This is a genomic window from Deltaproteobacteria bacterium (assembly GCA_016234845.1).
Taxonomy (GTDB): Bacteria; Desulfobacterota; Deferrimicrobia; order Deferrimicrobiales; family Deferrimicrobiaceae; genus JACRNP01.
Map to the genome: position 1 here is coordinate 38168 of JACRNP010000030.1, position 15292 is coordinate 53459.

Annotated in this window: 16 protein-coding genes; 7 read left to right on the top strand and 9 right to left on the bottom strand. The window is 67.5% G+C overall.

What is annotated here, in order from left to right; all coding sequences use genetic code 11:
• Positions 1–11 precede the first annotated feature (11 nt).
• Positions 12–2156 carry a bifunctional (p)ppGpp synthetase/guanosine-3',5'-bis(diphosphate) 3'-pyrophosphohydrolase gene (locus HZB86_02830; protein ID MBI5904476.1) on the top strand — a complete coding sequence of 715 codons (2145 nt, stop codon included), beginning with the start codon at positions 12–14 and terminating at the stop codon, positions 2154–2156.
• A gap of 1 nt (position 2157) precedes the next feature.
• Positions 2158–2544: a reactive intermediate/imine deaminase gene (locus HZB86_02835; GenBank protein ID MBI5904477.1), complete on the top strand. Its 387-nt coding sequence runs from the start codon at positions 2158–2160 to the stop codon at positions 2542–2544.
• Positions 2545–2634: 90 nt separating this feature from the next.
• On the opposite strand, the gene HZB86_02840 is transcribed toward HZB86_02835, so the two are convergent.
• The gene (locus HZB86_02840) at positions 2635–2823 is read right to left on the bottom strand and encodes a 50S ribosomal protein L28 (GenBank protein MBI5904478.1); all 189 of its coding nucleotides are present in this window, start codon (positions 2821–2823) and stop codon (positions 2635–2637) included.
• 44 nt (positions 2824–2867) lie between these two features.
• Here HZB86_02840 and HZB86_02845 point away from each other — a divergent pair, with 44 nt between their 5' ends.
• On the top strand, positions 2868–3476 hold the full coding sequence (locus HZB86_02845; protein MBI5904479.1) for a YdcF family protein: 609 nt from the start codon (positions 2868–2870) through the stop codon (positions 3474–3476).
• A 23-nt stretch (positions 3477–3499) separates the two neighbouring features.
• Here the strand turns inward: HZB86_02845 and HZB86_02850 are convergent, their stop codons facing one another.
• Entirely contained in the window at positions 3500–4156 is a 657-nt protein-coding gene (locus HZB86_02850) for a phosphoribosylglycinamide formyltransferase (GenBank protein MBI5904480.1), read from the bottom strand.
• Complete coding sequence (locus tag HZB86_02855; protein MBI5904481.1) at positions 4153–5205, bottom strand: phosphoribosylformylglycinamidine cyclo-ligase; 1053 nt, start codon at positions 5203–5205, stop codon at positions 4153–4155. The genes HZB86_02850 and HZB86_02855 overlap by 4 nt, the downstream gene beginning before the upstream one ends.
• Positions 5206–5307: 102 nt before the next feature.
• Here HZB86_02855 and HZB86_02860 point away from each other — a divergent pair, with 102 nt between their 5' ends.
• Both HZB86_02860 and HZB86_02865 read left to right on the top strand, forming a co-directional pair.
• Positions 5308–6075 carry a competence/damage-inducible protein A gene (locus HZB86_02860; protein MBI5904482.1) on the top strand — a complete coding sequence of 256 codons (768 nt, stop codon included), beginning with the start codon at positions 5308–5310 and terminating at the stop codon, positions 6073–6075.
• Complete coding sequence (locus tag HZB86_02865) at positions 6068–6760, top strand: DUF3047 domain-containing protein (protein ID MBI5904483.1); 693 nt, start codon at positions 6068–6070, stop codon at positions 6758–6760. Before HZB86_02860 ends, HZB86_02865 begins: the two co-directional genes overlap by 8 nt.
• Positions 6761–6782: 22 nt before the next feature.
• Here the strand turns inward: HZB86_02865 and HZB86_02870 are convergent, their stop codons facing one another.
• Positions 6783–7889, bottom strand: a complete 1107-nt coding sequence (locus HZB86_02870) for a tetratricopeptide repeat protein (GenBank protein MBI5904484.1) — start codon at positions 7887–7889, stop codon at positions 6783–6785.
• 56 nt (positions 7890–7945) lie between these two features.
• Between HZB86_02870 and HZB86_02875 the strand changes: the two genes are divergently transcribed.
• Positions 7946–9394, top strand: a complete 1449-nt coding sequence (locus tag HZB86_02875; GenBank protein MBI5904485.1) for a cytochrome c3 family protein — start codon at positions 7946–7948, stop codon at positions 9392–9394.
• Positions 9395–9398: 4 nt separating this feature from the next.
• Here the strand turns inward: HZB86_02875 and HZB86_02880 are convergent, their stop codons facing one another.
• Genes HZB86_02880 through HZB86_02895 form a run of 4 tightly spaced genes read right to left on the bottom strand, consistent with a single transcriptional unit; the run spans position 9399 to position 14052 of the window.
• A complete protein-coding gene (locus HZB86_02880) occupies positions 9399–10571 on the bottom strand; it encodes an ABC transporter permease (GenBank protein MBI5904486.1) in 1173 nt (390 codons plus the stop codon).
• Between the two features lie 50 nt (positions 10572–10621).
• The gene (locus tag HZB86_02885; protein MBI5904487.1) at positions 10622–11356 is read right to left on the bottom strand and encodes an ABC transporter ATP-binding protein; all 735 of its coding nucleotides are present in this window, start codon (positions 11354–11356) and stop codon (positions 10622–10624) included.
• A 6-nt stretch (positions 11357–11362) separates the two neighbouring features.
• Positions 11363–12559 carry an efflux RND transporter periplasmic adaptor subunit gene (locus HZB86_02890; protein ID MBI5904488.1) on the bottom strand — a complete coding sequence of 399 codons (1197 nt, stop codon included), beginning with the start codon at positions 12557–12559 and terminating at the stop codon, positions 11363–11365.
• Entirely contained in the window at positions 12556–14052 is a 1497-nt protein-coding gene (locus tag HZB86_02895; protein MBI5904489.1) for a TolC family protein, read from the bottom strand. Before HZB86_02895 ends, HZB86_02890 begins: the two co-directional genes overlap by 4 nt.
• Before the next feature lie 80 nt (positions 14053–14132).
• On the opposite strand from HZB86_02895, the gene HZB86_02900 reads away from it, so the two are divergent.
• Positions 14133–14723, top strand: a complete 591-nt coding sequence (locus HZB86_02900) for a peptidyl-prolyl cis-trans isomerase (GenBank protein ID MBI5904490.1) — start codon at positions 14133–14135, stop codon at positions 14721–14723.
• A 41-nt stretch (positions 14724–14764) separates the two neighbouring features.
• Here HZB86_02900 and HZB86_02905 read toward each other — a convergent pair whose 3' ends face one another.
• Complete coding sequence (locus tag HZB86_02905) at positions 14765–15250, bottom strand: universal stress protein (protein MBI5904491.1); 486 nt, start codon at positions 15248–15250, stop codon at positions 14765–14767.
• Positions 15251–15292: the final 42 nt, after the last annotated feature.

Here is a 15292-nt window from a genome sequence, read left to right on the forward strand (position 1 = left end):
GCGGCGACGCTTTGCTCCGTCTCATGGACATCGTGGACCGGGTGCAGGCCGCCCGGCCTTCCGCCAACGTGGAGCTCATCCACAAGGCGTACGTTTTCACGGCGAAGGTCCACCACGGGCAGGTTCGCCAGTCCGGCGAGCCGTACCTGATCCACCCCCTGAACGTGGCGTACCTCCTCGCCGACTGGAACCTCGACGAGGAGACCGTCGCCACGGGCCTCCTCCACGACACCGTGGAGGACACCGTCGCCACCAACGAGGAGATCCGGGACCTCTTCGGGGAGTCGGTCGCCGTCCTCGTGGACGGCGTCACCAAGATCAGCCGGGTGGATCTCTCCGACGCCGCCGCCCAGAAGGCGGAGTCGCTGCGGAAGATGATCCTCGCGATGGGGAAGGACCTCCGGGTCATCCTCGTCAAGCTCGCCGACCGTCTCCACAACCTTCGGACCCTGAGACACCTTCCCCCCGAGAAGCAGGCGTCCATCGCCCGCGAGACGATCGAGATCTACTCCCCGATCGCGTCCCGGCTGGGGATGTCCCGGATCCGCGCGGAGCTCGAGGACCGCTGCTTCGAGGTGCTCCACCCCGAGCAGTACGCCGTGCTCGCCCGCCAGGCCGACGAGCGGAAGCGGAACCGCGAGGCGCACGTCCGCACGGTCATCGCGCTCCTCGAATCCAAGTGCCGGGAGGCCGGAATCGAGGCCTCGGTGACCGGCCGTTCGAAGCACCTGGCCGGCATCTTCCAGAAGATGAACCGGCAGGGGATCGACTTCGAGCACGTCTACGACTTCATCGGGTTCCGGATCATCACGAAGACGCTTCGGGAATGTTACGAGGCGCTGGGGATCGTGCACAACCTGTGGAAGCCGGTGCCCGGGCGGTTCAAGGACTACATCGCGATGCCGAAGGCGAACCTGTACCAGTCGCTCCACACGACGGTCTTCGGGCCCAATGCGGAGATGATGGAGATCCAGATCCGGACCGAGGAGATGCACGCGCTCGCCGAAAACGGCGTCGCGGCCCACTGGAAATACAAGGAGGGACGCCGCACCGGCGACAAGGAAGACCAGATGTTCCTCTGGCTGCGCCAGATCCTCGAGCTGCAGCAGGACATGAAGGACCCCCGGGAGTTCCTGAACACCGTCAAGGTGGAGCTGTTTCCGGACGAGGTGTACGTCTTCACCCCGCGCGGAGACGTGAAGGAATTGCCGCGGGGCGCCACGCCGATCGACTTCGCCTACGCCATCCACACCGAGGTCGGGAACACGTGCGTGGGGGCCAAGGTGAACGGGCGGATGGTCCCGCTCCGGACGGGATTGAAGAACGGCGACGTCGTCGAGATCGTCACCCAGCCGTCCCACAAGCCGAGCAGGGACTGGCTCAAAGTCGCCAAGACCAGCCGGGCGCTGAACAAGATCCGCGCGGTGCTCCGGCAGGAGCAGATGGAACAGTCTCTCGACCTCGGGAAGCAGATCATCGAGAAGGAGTTCCGGAAATACTCCCTGAACCCGAACAAGGTGATGAAGGGTCCGGAATTCGCCGAGACGCTCGCGGAGAGCCGGTGCAGGACCGCGGAGGATTACCAGATGGCGCTGGGGTACGGGAAGGTTTCGATCCTTCCGCTTCTTCGCCGGCTGGTGCCCCCGGAGCAGCTCCAGGAGAAGACGAAGGAGTCCCGCCTCTCCACGCTCATCCGGAAGGTGGTGTCGCGGAAACCGAGCTCCATCGTGGTCAAGGGGATGGACGGGATCTTCATCCGGCTCGGCAACTGCTGCCACCCGGTGCCGGGGGACCCGATCGTCGGCTTCATCACCCGCGGCCGGGGCGTGACGATCCATTCGAAGGAGTGCCCGAAGATCCTGGAGATCGATCCGGCCCGGGCGATCGAGGTGTCGTGGGAGGAGGGGACCAAAGCGGTCCACCCGGTGAAGCTCCGGGTGGTGTGCGCGGACAAGCCGGGCCTGCTGGCGGACATTTCCCGCACGATCACCACCAGCGACGTGGACATCCGGCGGGCGTCGGTCACCACCACGCGCGACAAGCGCGCGATCTGCAACTTCGAGGTGTCGGTCCACGACGCCGGCCACCTCTCCTCCCTGATCAAGTCGATCGGAAAGGTCCGGGGGGTCCACTCCGTGGAGAGAGGAAGGGGATGAGATGCGAACGACGGTGAAAACGGAAAAGGCCCCCGCGGCGATCGGGCCGTACTCCCAGGCGGTCCGGTGCGGGGGGTTCCTGTTCTGCTCCGGACAGATCCCGCTGGATCCCGCGACGGGAAAGATCGTGGAGGGGGGAATCGCGGAGCAGACGGAGAGGGTGCTGGCCAACCTTGCGGCGGTCCTGGCCGCCGGGGGGTCTTCGCCCGCCTCCGTGGTGAAGACGACCGTCTACCTTACCGACCTGGCGGAGTTTCCGGCGATGAACGAGGTCTACAAGCGGTTTTTTCCCGGTGAGCCGCCGGCCAGGGCCACCGTGGAGGTTTCGAAGTTGCCGGCGGGGGCGCGTGTGGAGGTCGAGGCAATAGCAACAGTAGAGACTACATGAAACCGGGGGGGCATCCATGCCCGCCTCGACACTAGGCCATCCATGACTAAGCCATCCATGGCGGTCGTCGATGTCGCGATGGGAGGAAGTTCAGACGGCCTTGGCCACCTTTCCGGACTTGATGCACTGCGTGCAGACGTTCACGTGCCGGACGGTGCCGTTGGTGACCGCCTTTACCCGCTGGATGTTCGGACGCCACACCTTCGCCGTCCGGTTGTTGGCGTGGGAAACGTTGTGCCCGAAGCTCGGGCCCTTGCCGCAGATCGCGCACTTTGCCATGGGAACCTCCGTGATATGAACCTTGAATATCTACCACTCCTTGCATGAAAAAACAACCCCCCATTTTCGGCCGGAAAAGGGCCGGAGGCGCCGGCATCCTGCTGTGGACCGTCCTTTCGGCCGCGATCCTTCTGGTCCCCCCCGCCATCCCGCACCTCACGGCGTCGAGGATCCCCCGGCCGGCCTCACGGGCCGCCGATGCCGTGTTCGTCCTTTCGGGGGGGGAGGGCCGGATCCAGGAAGGGTACCGGGAATGGACGGAACGGGGGGCCGGAGAGCTCTACATCCTCGGGGCGGGCGTCGGAGTGGAACTGACCCGCATCCTGCCGGAAGCTTCGGCGCTGCCGGCATCGTCACGCTCCCGGATCCACGTGGAGATGTGGTCCGAGAACACGCTGGAGAACGCCTTTTCGGCGAAGTCGGTCGTAGGGTCCCGCGGCTTCACCTCCGTGGTGGTCGTCACTTCCGACTACCATGTCCCAAGGGCGTACCTTGCGTTCCGGAAAGTCCTGTCCCCCGGCTTGGACCTCACCGTCCTGCCGGTGCGGTCCGAGCGGTGGGAGCGGCCGGGCGCCGCATGGAGGTGGGGGAGAAGGCGGTTTCTCGAGGGGTGGAAATACTGGGGGTACCGGGTCCTGCTCCGCTGGGAGTAGAATCCCCCGTCCCCCGGCGGGCGTCAGGCGTCGGGGTTTCGCCGCGAAAAATCCGGGATCTTCCCCGCGTCCCGTACCAGGACGCGCCGCCCCGACACGGTCAGCCTTCCTTCCAGGAACAGGCGGATCGCCATCGGGTAGATCCGGTGCTCCTCCTTGAGGATGCGCGCCGCGAGGGAATCGTCCGTGTCGTCCTCGTGCACCGGGACGACCGCCTGCACGATCACCGGCCCGGTGTCCACCCCCTCGTCGAGGAAGTGCACGGTGCACCCGGAGAAGCGGACCCCGTACCGGACCGCCTGGGCGGGGCCGTGCGTTCCGGGGAAGGACGGCAGCAGCGCCGGGTGGATGTTCAGGATCCGGTGCGGGAACGCCCGGAGGAATACCGGCGTCACCACGCGCATGAATCCGGCCAGGCAGACGAGGGAAGCGCCGGAAGCGCGGAGGATCTCCACCAGGCGAGCGTCGAACGCCTCCCGGCTCTCGAAGGCGCGGTGGTCCACAACCTCCGTGGGGATCCCGTGGTTCCGGGCGCGCACCAGGCCGTAGGCGTCCGCCTTGTTGCTCACGACGATCCCGACGCGGCACGGGATCTCCCCGCGCTCCGACGCGTCGATGATGGCCTGCAGGTTCGATCCGCTCCCCGACACGAGGACGGCTATGACGGCACGGTCGCTCATCGCTTCCCCCCGACCAGGGCGACGCGGGGCTCCCCGCGGCCCTTGCGGATCTCGCCGATCACGCAGGCCGGGAACCCCGACCGGCGGAAGTGCGAAACCGCGCGGTCCGCGTCCCCCGGCCGGACCACGATCACCATCCCGATCCCCATGTTGAACGTCCGGAAACGGTCCGGTTCCGGCAACCGCGCCGCCTCGCAGAGCGTGCGGAACACCGGCGGGGGTTCCCACGAATCGCGATCCACGACCGCCGCGGTTCCGCGCGGAAGGGACCGCGGAAGGTTCCCCGTGATTCCCCCGCCGGTGATGTGCGCCATCGCCAGGATGCTTCCCTTCCGCAGGTAGGAGAGGACCGGCCGGACGTAGATCCGCGTCGGGCGGAGGAGCTCCTCCGCGACCGTGGCGCCCCACTCCGGAACGCGCTGGCCGATCCTCTTTCCCATCACCTCGAACACGATCTTCCGGGCGAGGGAGTAGCCGTTGCTGTGGAGACCGGAGGAGGCGAGGCCCACGAGCGCGTCGCCGGGGCGAACCCCCGCTCCCGTGATGATCGCGTGCCGGTCGGCGGCTCCCACGGCGAACCCGGCGAGGTCGAACTCCCCCCGGGAGTAGACCGACGGCATCTCGGCGGTTTCCCCTCCCAGGAGGGCGCACCCGGCCTGCCGGCACCCTTCGGCGACGCCCGAAACCACGCGCGCGCCCTCGGCCGCGGACAGCTTCCCGGTGGCGTAGTAGTCGAGGAAGAAGAGCGGCTCGGCGCCGTGCACGAGGATGTCGTTCACGCACATGGCGACCAGGTCGATCCCCACCGTGTCGAACTTCCCCGCCATCGCGGCCACCTTGACCTTGGTGCCGACCCCGTCGGTGCCGGAGACCAGGACCGGGTCGCGGAACTTCCGCTTCGGGAAGCGGAAGAACCCGGCGAATCCGCCGATGTCTCCCAGGACTTCCTTCCGGTGCGTCGTCCGGACCATCGGGCGGATCAGGGAGACGAGGCGTTCCCCCTCGTCGATGTCGACGCCCGCGGTCTTGTAGGTGACGGGTTTTTTCAACGTCGCGGCTCCGTTCCGTGCGTACCTAAACGGTAGCGATCCACGGACGTGGATGTCAATGATTTTCCCCCCTCGGGGAGGTAAGATAGGAAGATTCGAGTCATGGAGGCACGCGTGGCGACGAAGGTCGGGATCGTCATCCTCGGGGACGAGGTGCTGAAGGGGGAGGTCCGCGAGGCCAACCTCGCCTACATGCTCCCGCTTCTCGCGGAGTGGGGTGCGGAGACGACGCTGTGCGCGATCCTTCCCGACGACATCCCGGTCGTGGTTCGCCACCTGCGGGCGTACCTCAAGGAGGCGGACCTCCTGATCCTCACGGGAGGGATCGGCCCCACGCCGGACGACATCACCCGGGACGCGGTTGCGGAGGTCGCCGGCGTGCCGCTGGTCGTGGACGAGGAGACCCGGGCCGCGTTGGAGGCCAGGCCGTTCCAGGGGGGGAACCCGAAGTACCGGATGTTGATGGCGCACGTCCCGCAGGGGTCGACCCTGATTCCGAACCCGTACTCCCCGGCGCCGGGTTTCTACGTCCACCGGATGGCGGCGTTCCCCGGCATCCCCCGGCTGCTGCAGGCGATGTTCGGCTGGGTCCGTCCGCTGGTGGAAGGGAGCCGGAAGACCCGGGTCACCCTCTATTCGATGGCGCCCGAATCTTCCTACGCCGGGATCATGGGGGAGATGATCGCGGCGTACCCCGATGTCGGGATCGGATCGTACCCGGTCACCGACGGGGAGTACAGGGTCCGCGTGGTGTTTCGCGGCCCGGGGTTCGCCCGGACCGCAGAGTGCGCCGCCCGGTTCGAGGAGAAGCTCGCCGGCATCGGGTACAATGTCCTCCGCAGGCTGGAGGAGCGGGGGGACGATGCGTAACGCATGCCGGAACGCCTTGATCCTGCTGGTGCTTCTTTCCGCGGCCGCGGTTCCCGAAGGCGTCCTCTCCGCGGAAGACGCGATGCGCGGCTGGAGGGAATCGACGTCGTCCGGGTTGTGGAGCCCAGCCCCCGAGAGGCGCGCCGGGTTCACCGACAACGGCGTTTCCGTCGAGATGACGCTTCCCCCCGGGACGGGAGTCGCGTACTCCCGCTCCGGCCGGTTCATGCACGACAACGCGGCGATTCGCCTCGCCACCGACAACGTGAACACGTCGGGGAACGAATATTATCCCGGAGAGGCGAACTTCCCGGTCGCGGTCACCTTCGTTTTCGGCGACGACTCGCTGAGGCTGGGGGTGAAGCAACGGGTGTGGCTCTTCTTCCGGCAGTTGTGGAACGGGTTCACCCCGTCCGGCATCCGCCTGACCTACGCCTGGGGAAACCGGCTCCCCGTGGGATCGATGTACCGCTTGTGGGAGGAGGAGACGGTGTTCGTCCTGGCCGGCCCCGACGAGGTCGGGAAGGCGGTCAACGCCGTCCGACGGATCCGGGACGATTTCCGGGCGGCGTACGGCAGGCCGCCGAAAGGTCCCGTCACCGAGGTGAAGCTGCGGGCCGGAAGGCCGTCCGGGGAGAAGGGGTCGGCGCGCTCCGCCGCCACGGTGCGGTTTCCGGCCGATTGATCCGCCCGCGAACCCGAGAGTGCTATTTCGGCGAGGGGGAAGGCGATTCCTTCGGCGCCGGGGCGGGTGCGCCCGGAGCCTCTTTCTGCTGGGACTTCCGCGTCATCGCGATCTGCAGCCCGCGGGCGTATTCGGCCCTCGGATCCGATCCGATCGCCTTCACGAAATGGTCGATCGCCGCGTCGTACTCCCCCCGATCGAGACGGATCTTGCCGATCTCGTTGTGGGCGGGCGCGAAACGGGGACGGGCCTGGACGGTCCTTTCGAACAGGGCCGTGGCCTCGGCCACCCGCTTCATTCGAAGCATCGTCAACCCTTCCGCGTACCAGATCTCATACCCTTTCCGGTACGCCGCGGAGACGAGCTCCGCGCGCCGCAGCTCCTTCAGCGCATCCTGCAGGTTGCCCGCCGTGAGGAATTCGACGCCGAGACGATAGCGTGCGTCGACGAAGCGCGGATCCAGCGCGATGGCCTTTCGATATTCCTCGACGGCGCGAGGGCGATCTCCCAGCCGGGAATACAGCTTCCCCGCCTGAAAATGCTCGAGCCGGGTGCGGATCGTCTTCAGGTTGAACTTCGCGAACTCGTTGTTCGGATTCAGCTTGATCGCCCGGCGCATCTCGAAGATGGCGTCCTCGTAGTGCCGCTCGTAGTAATGCGCCAGCCCCAGGGCGTTGTACGCCTCGTCCAGGGCGGCTCCGCGCGGAGCGGACGCGATGCAGTTCCGCAGCACCGAGGCGGCCTCCTCGTTCCTGCCGCTCTTGACGAGGAGCCTCCCCAGCCCGACGCCCGACCGGAACAGCAGGTCGTCGCGCGTCTTCCCGCCGGATTTTCCGGCGACCTCCGGCATCCCCTGGTACAGCTCCTCCGCTTTCGAGTAGGTGTTGATATCGCGGGAGTACAGGTTCGCCAGCTGGAGGCGGGCCTCGCCGTGGACCGGGTGCTCCGCGATCGCCCGGGCGAACGCCGACCGGGCTTCCGCGTAATTTCCCGCGTTCACCAGGTCGCGCCCCCGGGAGTAGTGGGCGTCCGCCTCCGCCGCGCCGGAAATCGCGGGGCGAGGGCAGGCGACGATCGACATTGCGAGGAGGGTCAGGGGGATGAGGGAGGTACCGTGCCGCACAGCCACCCCGGCGAACGGACAGCGATGAACATCCTTCGTTGTGCTACTATACGTCACAAACGATGCGGCGGGTATGGAAATCTTCCATCGCGCCCCTGCTGTTCTTCGCGGCGGCCGCGATCCTGACCGGGGAACCTTCCCACGGAGCGGAACGCCCGGTCAACCCGCACCGGTCCTTCCCCTGCAAGGATTGCCACGCCCGGATCCCCGACAAGGGGAAAAGCTCCGCGTCCGAGGTCCTGTCCGGCCTGTTGAAGTCTCCGGTGGAACTGTGCCGGGGTTGCCACTCCGACGCCGAGACCACCCACCATCCGGTCGTGAAGCGGACGGCACGCCGCCTTCCGGAAGGGCTTCCCTTGAGCGCCGGCGGCGAGGTGATCTGCTCGACCTGCCACGACGTCCACCAGGAGAAACCGGCCGTGTTCCTGCTCCGCGGCTACGACACCGGCAGGTACTCCGTCCGGATGGACATGTGCCTCGACTGCCACGGGGAGGAGTTCCGCGCCATCAACCCGCACCACGCCGGAGCGGAGACCGAAAAGTGCCACACGTGCCACCTGGGGCGGCCCGGCGATCCCGACGGGCCTTCCGTGAAGATCCAGGAGAACCTCGAGCGGATCTGCGACTTCTGCCACGACGTGCGTTCCCGGGCGCATCCCGGGAACGTGGATGCGCTGAAGAAGCTTCCGGAATCGCTCCCCAGGGGGAAGAACGGCGAGACGATGTGCGGGACGTGCCACGACCCGCACGGGGCGCCGGACACCATCCACTTCCTCCGGATACCGTACGTGGAGGCGCTGGAGCGCGGACGATACGCCAACCCCCACGGGAAGGTCGACTACACCTCCTGCATGGGGTGCCACCTCGGGGTGTCCGTCCGGAAGGAGGAGATGCGGACGAACCTCCGGTACGGCGGGGACGACATGCGGATCTGCCACTCTTGCCACGGCGCGATGGACGCCTGCCACCCGGTGCTGGTGAACCTGCCGGAGAGCATGAACCCGGGGAAGGACCTCCCGCTCTCCTCCGACGGCAAGATCAAGTGCCTGACGTGCCACGACCCGATGCCGGAGACCGGGAGCGGAGTCGCGGTCCGGAGGAAGGAGAAAGGGGAGCCGAGGAATGCGCTCTGCTACCGGTGCCACGACAAGGAGGACCTGTCCGGGAGAAATCCGCACGCGTCGATGACGAACCGGGAGACGTGCAAATTCTGCCACGACACGATGACCGATCCCACAAACGAGGAAGCGGGGCAGATCTCGTTCATCTCCAACACCCGGCTGATCTGCCTCCGCTGCCACTCCCAGGACCGCCACCCTTCCGGAGTCGACCACATGGTGACGCCGCGCCTGGCCGTCCCCGAGCCGTTCAAGGTTGATTCCCGGGGACGCCTTACGTGCACGACGTGCCACAATCCGCACATCGACGTGCGGGGGGAGGGGAAGGCGAAGGGGCGTTTCGTGACCGAAGGGGAGGGGCGGGCGATCTGCTCCAACTGCCACCGCAGGTAGGCCGCTACTCGTACCGGAGCGCCTCGATCGGGTCCATCCGGGACGCCTTCCTCGCCGGGTAGAATCCGAAGAAGATCCCCACCGCCGCGGAGAATCCGAACGCCAGGACCACCGCGCCGGGGGAGATGACGGTGGACCACCCCGCGTAGCGGGAAGTGAGCAGAGCGCCGCCGGCCCCCAGGCCGATCCCGACCGCACCCCCGGTCGCGGCCAGAAGCACCGCCTCGATCAGGAACTGGGAAAGGATGTCCCGCTCGCGCGCCCCGACCGCCATCCGGATCCCGATCTCCCGGGTCCTCTCCGTGACCGACACGAGCATGATGTTCATGATCCCGATCCCCCCGACGATCAGGGACACGGAGGCGATCCCGCCCAGGAGGAGGCTCATGATCTTCGTGGCGGATTCCGCCAGCGCGAGCATCTCGGAGAGGTTCCGGACCGAGAAGTCGTCGTCCTGGCCCGGCCCGATCCGGTGCCGCTGTCGCAGCAGCGCGGCGATCTGTCGCTCGGCCTCCTTTACGCTTTCCGCGTCGACCGCCTGCGCCATGACGACACCGACGGTGCCGGCATGGGCGCTGGCGTAGAGCTTCTTCTGGAGCGTCGTGATCGGCAGGATCACCGTGTCGTCCTGGTCCTGCCCCTGGGGCGACTGCCCCTTCCGCTCCAGCACCCCGACCACGGTGAACGGGGACCGCTTGATCCGGACGATCTTCCCGACCGGGTCCTCGGAGCCGAACAGGGAATCCGCCACCGTCTGCCCCAGGAGGCACACCTTGGAGGCCGCCTCCAACTCCTGCGCCGTGAAGTTCCGCCCCGACACGGTGTTCCACTCGCGCATCTCGAGGTAGTCCGTCCCCGTCCCCTGGACGATGGTGCTCCAGTTCTGGTTTCCGTAGACCACGGGGGCGCTGGTCCGGACCGAGGGGGAGGACAGGCGCACCGCGGAGAGCTCCTTTCCGATCGCCCGGGCGTCCGCCATCGTGAGCGTCGGGGTGCCGCCGAACCCGGAGCGCAACCCACCCGATGTGGTGCTCCCCGGGAGGATGAGCAGGAGATTCGATCCGATCGAGGAGATCTGGGCGGATATCCGCTCGTTTGCCCCCTCTCCGATGGCGACCATCACGATGACCGCGGCGACGCCGATGATCATACCGAGCATCGTCAGCACCGAGCGCATCTTGTTGGCGCGCAGGGAGCGGAAGGACACCTTCGCGGCGGAGTAGAGGTTCACGCTTCCGCCGCCGGTGGGGGCGACGCCGCACGGCGCCGGTTATGGACGGGCAGGTCCTCCACGATCCGACCGTCGCGGAAACGGACGATCCTTCGCGCGTACCCGGAGATGTCCGGCTCGTGCGTCACCAGGACGAGGGTGATCCCGCGCTCCTCGTTCAGCTGCTGGAAAATTCCCAGGATCTCGTCGCTCGTCGCGGAGTCGAGGTTTCCCGTCGGCTCGTCCGCCAGGAGGAGGGCCGGGGTGTTGACGATCGCGCGGGCGATGGCCACGCGCTGCTGCTGCCCTCCCGAGAGCTGGCTCGGGAGATGGTGGGAGCGTTCCTCGAGCCCGACGGCGGAGAGCGCGGCGGACGCCCTGTCCCGCCGGACGGCGGTCGGCGTTCCGTCGTAGATCATCGGCAGCTCGACGTTCTCCCGCGCGGAGAGCCTCGGCAGGAGGTTGAATCCCTGGAAGACGAAGCCGATCCGGTTCCGCCGGAGGACCGCCCGCGCGTCGCGCGAGAGGCCCGCCACCTCCTCTCCGTCGAGCCGGTAGCTTCCCGACGTGGGGCGGTCGAGGCATCCGAGGATGTTCATCAGGGTGGATTTCCCCGATCCGGAGGCGCCCATCACCGCGACGAAATCCCCCGCCAGGATGGACAGGTCCACCCCCTTCAGCGCCTCGACGCGGACGTCTCCCAGAAGGTACGTCTTCACGAGTCCGCCGATCTCGATCGCCGCGGTGCCCATCGCGCGCTACCGGATCCCCCCGAATCCCATTCCGGGGGGGCTGCCGCCGCCGTTCTTTTTCTGGCCGGTCTCGCCCGTCACGAGCGCATCGCCGTCCTTCAGGGGGCCGTCCAGCAGCTGCGTGAACGTCCCGTTCGACACCCCGGTGCGGATCGTCACGGGGGCCGGCCTGCCGTCCTTGCCCAAGATGTAGACCTTCTGGCCGGCCGGCTCCTTCTCCCGTTCCCGCTTCTTCCCTTCGGCCCTCTCCTTCGAGTCCGCAGGGCGGTACCGCAGCGCGGCGTTGGGGATCTTCAGGACGTCCTCGTACTTTTTCACCTCGATCGTCACGTTGGCGGTCATCCCGGGTTTCAGGGAAAGATCCCGGTTGTCGACCCGGACGACGACGTTGTACGTGACCACGTTCTGGGTGACGATCGGCGAGTTGCGGACCTGCTCCACCCTCCCCGAGAACACCTTCTCCGGGTACGCATCCACGGTGAAGGTCGCGGTCTGCCCCGGGATCGCCCGGCCGATGTCCGACTCGTCCACGTTCGTGTCGATCTGCATCTTCGTCAGGTCCTGCGCGATGGAGAAGAGGGTCGGCGTCTGGAAGCTCGCCGCCACCGTCTGGCCGACGTCCACGCTGCGCGAGATGACGATCCCGTCCACCGGGGAGCGGATGGTGGCGTACTCCAGGTTGGTCTGCGCGGTGTTCCGGGACGCCTCCGCCTGGCGGAGCGCCGCCTCGGCGCTCCGTTTCTGGGCGAGCGCCTGCTCGTAGGCGGTCTGCGCCGAATCGACGTCGGCCTGCGCCACGAACCCGCTCCGGATCAGCTCCTGGTTCCTCCGGTACGTCCGATCCGTGTCGATCACCCCCACCTGCGCCCTCTCGAGGGATGCCTTGGCGTTTTCGACCGCCGCCTGCGCCTGGACCAGCGCCGACTCGAGGAGTCGCGGATCGACCTGCGCGATCACCTGTCCCTTCCGCACCCGCGAGTTGAAGTCGACGAAGATCTGCTGGATCGTTCCGGAGATCTGGCTTCCGACCGACACGGTGGTCACCGCGTTGATGTTCCCCGTGGCCGTGATCGCGTCGATGATCACGCCCTTCTCGACCTTCGCGGTCCGGAACACCGATCCCTGGGGCGACTTCGTAAACCAGGCGTACGCGCCGGCGGAAATCGCCAGGGCGATCGCAACGGCGACCGCTGCCTTCCTCATCGGGTTCCCTTCCGCGCCTTCGATGCGATCGATTTTCCTTCGACCGCCAGGTTGTGCCGGTCGAGCAGTTCCCCCGTGCTCCGGTAGAACTCGGTCACCGCGACCTGGTAATCCGCCAGGGCGCCTACCAGCCCCTCCTTCGCCGCCACCAGCTGCGATTCGGCGTCCAGCAGATCTTTCGTCGTGGCCAGCCCGAGCTTCTGCCGCTTCTCGTACGACTCGAACCGGACGCCGGCGACGGCGACCCCCTTCCGGGCCACCTCGATCTGCCGGTACCGCGTTTCGAGGGCGCGGAGGGCCGTCCGGACCTCGAGCGCCACCGACTCCTCGACGGACCGCAGCGTCACCCGGGCCTGCCCGGCCTTCAGCCGGTTCGCCTCCAGCTCCGCCAGGGCGGATGAGTTTCCGATGGGAAAGGAGAAGTTGAGGGCGACCGACCAGTTCGGGTACTTCCCGGAAGCCATGTCCTCGAACCCTTCTCCGTACGATTTCCCAAGCCCGGTCACGCCGACCGTTCCCGCGAGCGAGAGGGAGGGGAGCGCCAGGTTTCGGGAGACCTTCTCCGAGAACTCGCCGCTGTGGACGCCGACGCGCGCCCTGACCAGCTCCGGGCGTTTCCGGAGCGCGACGGCGATCGCCGCCTCCTCCGTCGTGTCGATCCGCTCGGCGACCGACCCCACGACGGGAACGATCTCTCCCGGTTCCTTCCGCTGCAGGAAGACCCCGAGGCCGTCGGCCGCCTCCCGGCGCGCCCGCTCCGACGCGAGCAGGTCCGTCTCGCGCGACAGGACCCCCAGCTCGGAGTCCAGGAGCTGAAACGACGCGAGTACGCCCGCCTTCACCCGCGCCTCGTTCTCCTCGTGGATCCTCCGCGCGACGGCCAGGGACGCCCTGCGCGTCTCCAGGTTCTCCCGCGCCTTGTACAGGTCGTAGAATCGGCCGCTGGCGGCGGACGCCGTGCTCTCCGCCTTCTGCCGCCAATCCGCCAGCGAGACGTCGGCGGAGTCCTGGGCGAGCGTGATCCCCCGCTCGGTCACTTCGCGTCCCCACCCCTGGAGGACCGGCTGGGTGAACGAGAAGGAGAGCTGGGGATTGGCGTACCTCGAGAAGGAGGTCCCCTGGTTGTCGGCGAACCAGGCGTTGTTGACGGAAACGGACGCGGTCCCGCCGGTGGGGACCAGCCTCTGGACGCCGGCGTCGAAGTCGAAGAACCGCTGCCGGTCGGCCGTCGCCGACCCGGGCGCGACCTGGGCGTCCTTTCCCCTGTGGTCCAGCAGCGCGGTCAGCCGCGTGTCGTATATGCCCCGGGCGCCCCGGATGCCCGCCTCCGCGATCGCGGGGGAAAAGGTCTGCACCTGGAGGTCCAGGTTGTTCTCCACCGCCAACCGGATGGCGTCCTCCACCGCCACCGCGACCTCGCCGGCGCGGACGTCGGAGGAAGCGAACAGCGGCAGGGAAAGTAGAAGCGCCAGCAGGGTCCGCACCGTCCTCATGGAAACCATCCGTCAGGTTGATATCCGTGCATTATATAATCAGACGAAGTCCGGCACTCATTTCATACAAGGGGGTTCCGATGCGCAAGCTGCTCATCGCCGCGGGAGCGTTCCTGCTCTTCTGCGGGGCGGCGTCCGGCGCGGACACCGCCCGCAAAGGGGGCAAGCCCGTGGTTACCATGACGACGAGCCTGGGGGTCATCAAGCTGGAACTGTACCCGGAAAAGGCGCCGGTCACCGTCGCCAACTTCCTCGCGTACGCGAAGGAGGGCCACTACGACGGCCTGATCTTCCACAGGGTCATCGGGAACTTCATGATCCAGGGCGGCGGCTTCACGCCCGACATGAAGGAGCGGGGGACGAAGCGGCCCCCGATCAAGAACGAGGCGGACAACGGCCTTGCGAACGACCGTGGCACGATCGCGATGGCGCGGACCATGGTCGTGGATTCGGCCACCGCACAGTTCTTCATCAATACGGTGAACAACCCCCCCTTGAACCATCGTTCGAAGACCCGGGAAGGGTACGGCTACGCCGTCTTCGGGAAGGTGATCGAGGGGATGGACGTGGTCGACAAGATCCGCGCGGTCCCCACCGGCTCGGTCGGGATGTTCCAGGACGTGCCGAAGAAGCCGGTGACGATCCAGAAAGTGACGGTCGCCGAAAAGTAGGCCGGGGCCGCCCCCGGTTCACCGCCGGGGGCGGCATCGACTCACGGTACGTTCAGGTACCATTCGTCGCCGCGGTGCTCCGGGACGGCGGACCGCTCGGGCTTGACCAGCATCAACGTCCGCCGCGAGGCGTGCAGCACGCTCTCCGCAACGCTCCCCATGACCAGCCGTGAGATGCCGCTCCTGCCGTGGGTGCTCATCACGATCAGGTCGGCGTCCTCCATCTCGGCCGTGTGGAGGATCGCGTCGGCGGGGGGACGGTCGTCCACACGGATCCGCACGGCGATCCCCGCCTTTCGGAGGGGAGAGGCGGTCCGCTCGAGGTACTCCGAAGCGCTCCGCATCGCCTCCTGCAGGATCCTTGCGTCCGCCACGAGGACCGCTTCGGGGACGACCGGCATCGGCATGCCGACGGCCTGCAGGAGGAGGATCTCGGCGCCGGAAGCCCGGGCGATCTCCTCGGCGTGGGGGACGGCCCGCTCCGCGAGGGCGGAGCCGTCCAGCGGAACAAGCACCTTCCTGTACATGGCGGTATCCCCCTTTCCGGTTGGAGAAGATCCGGGTTGACG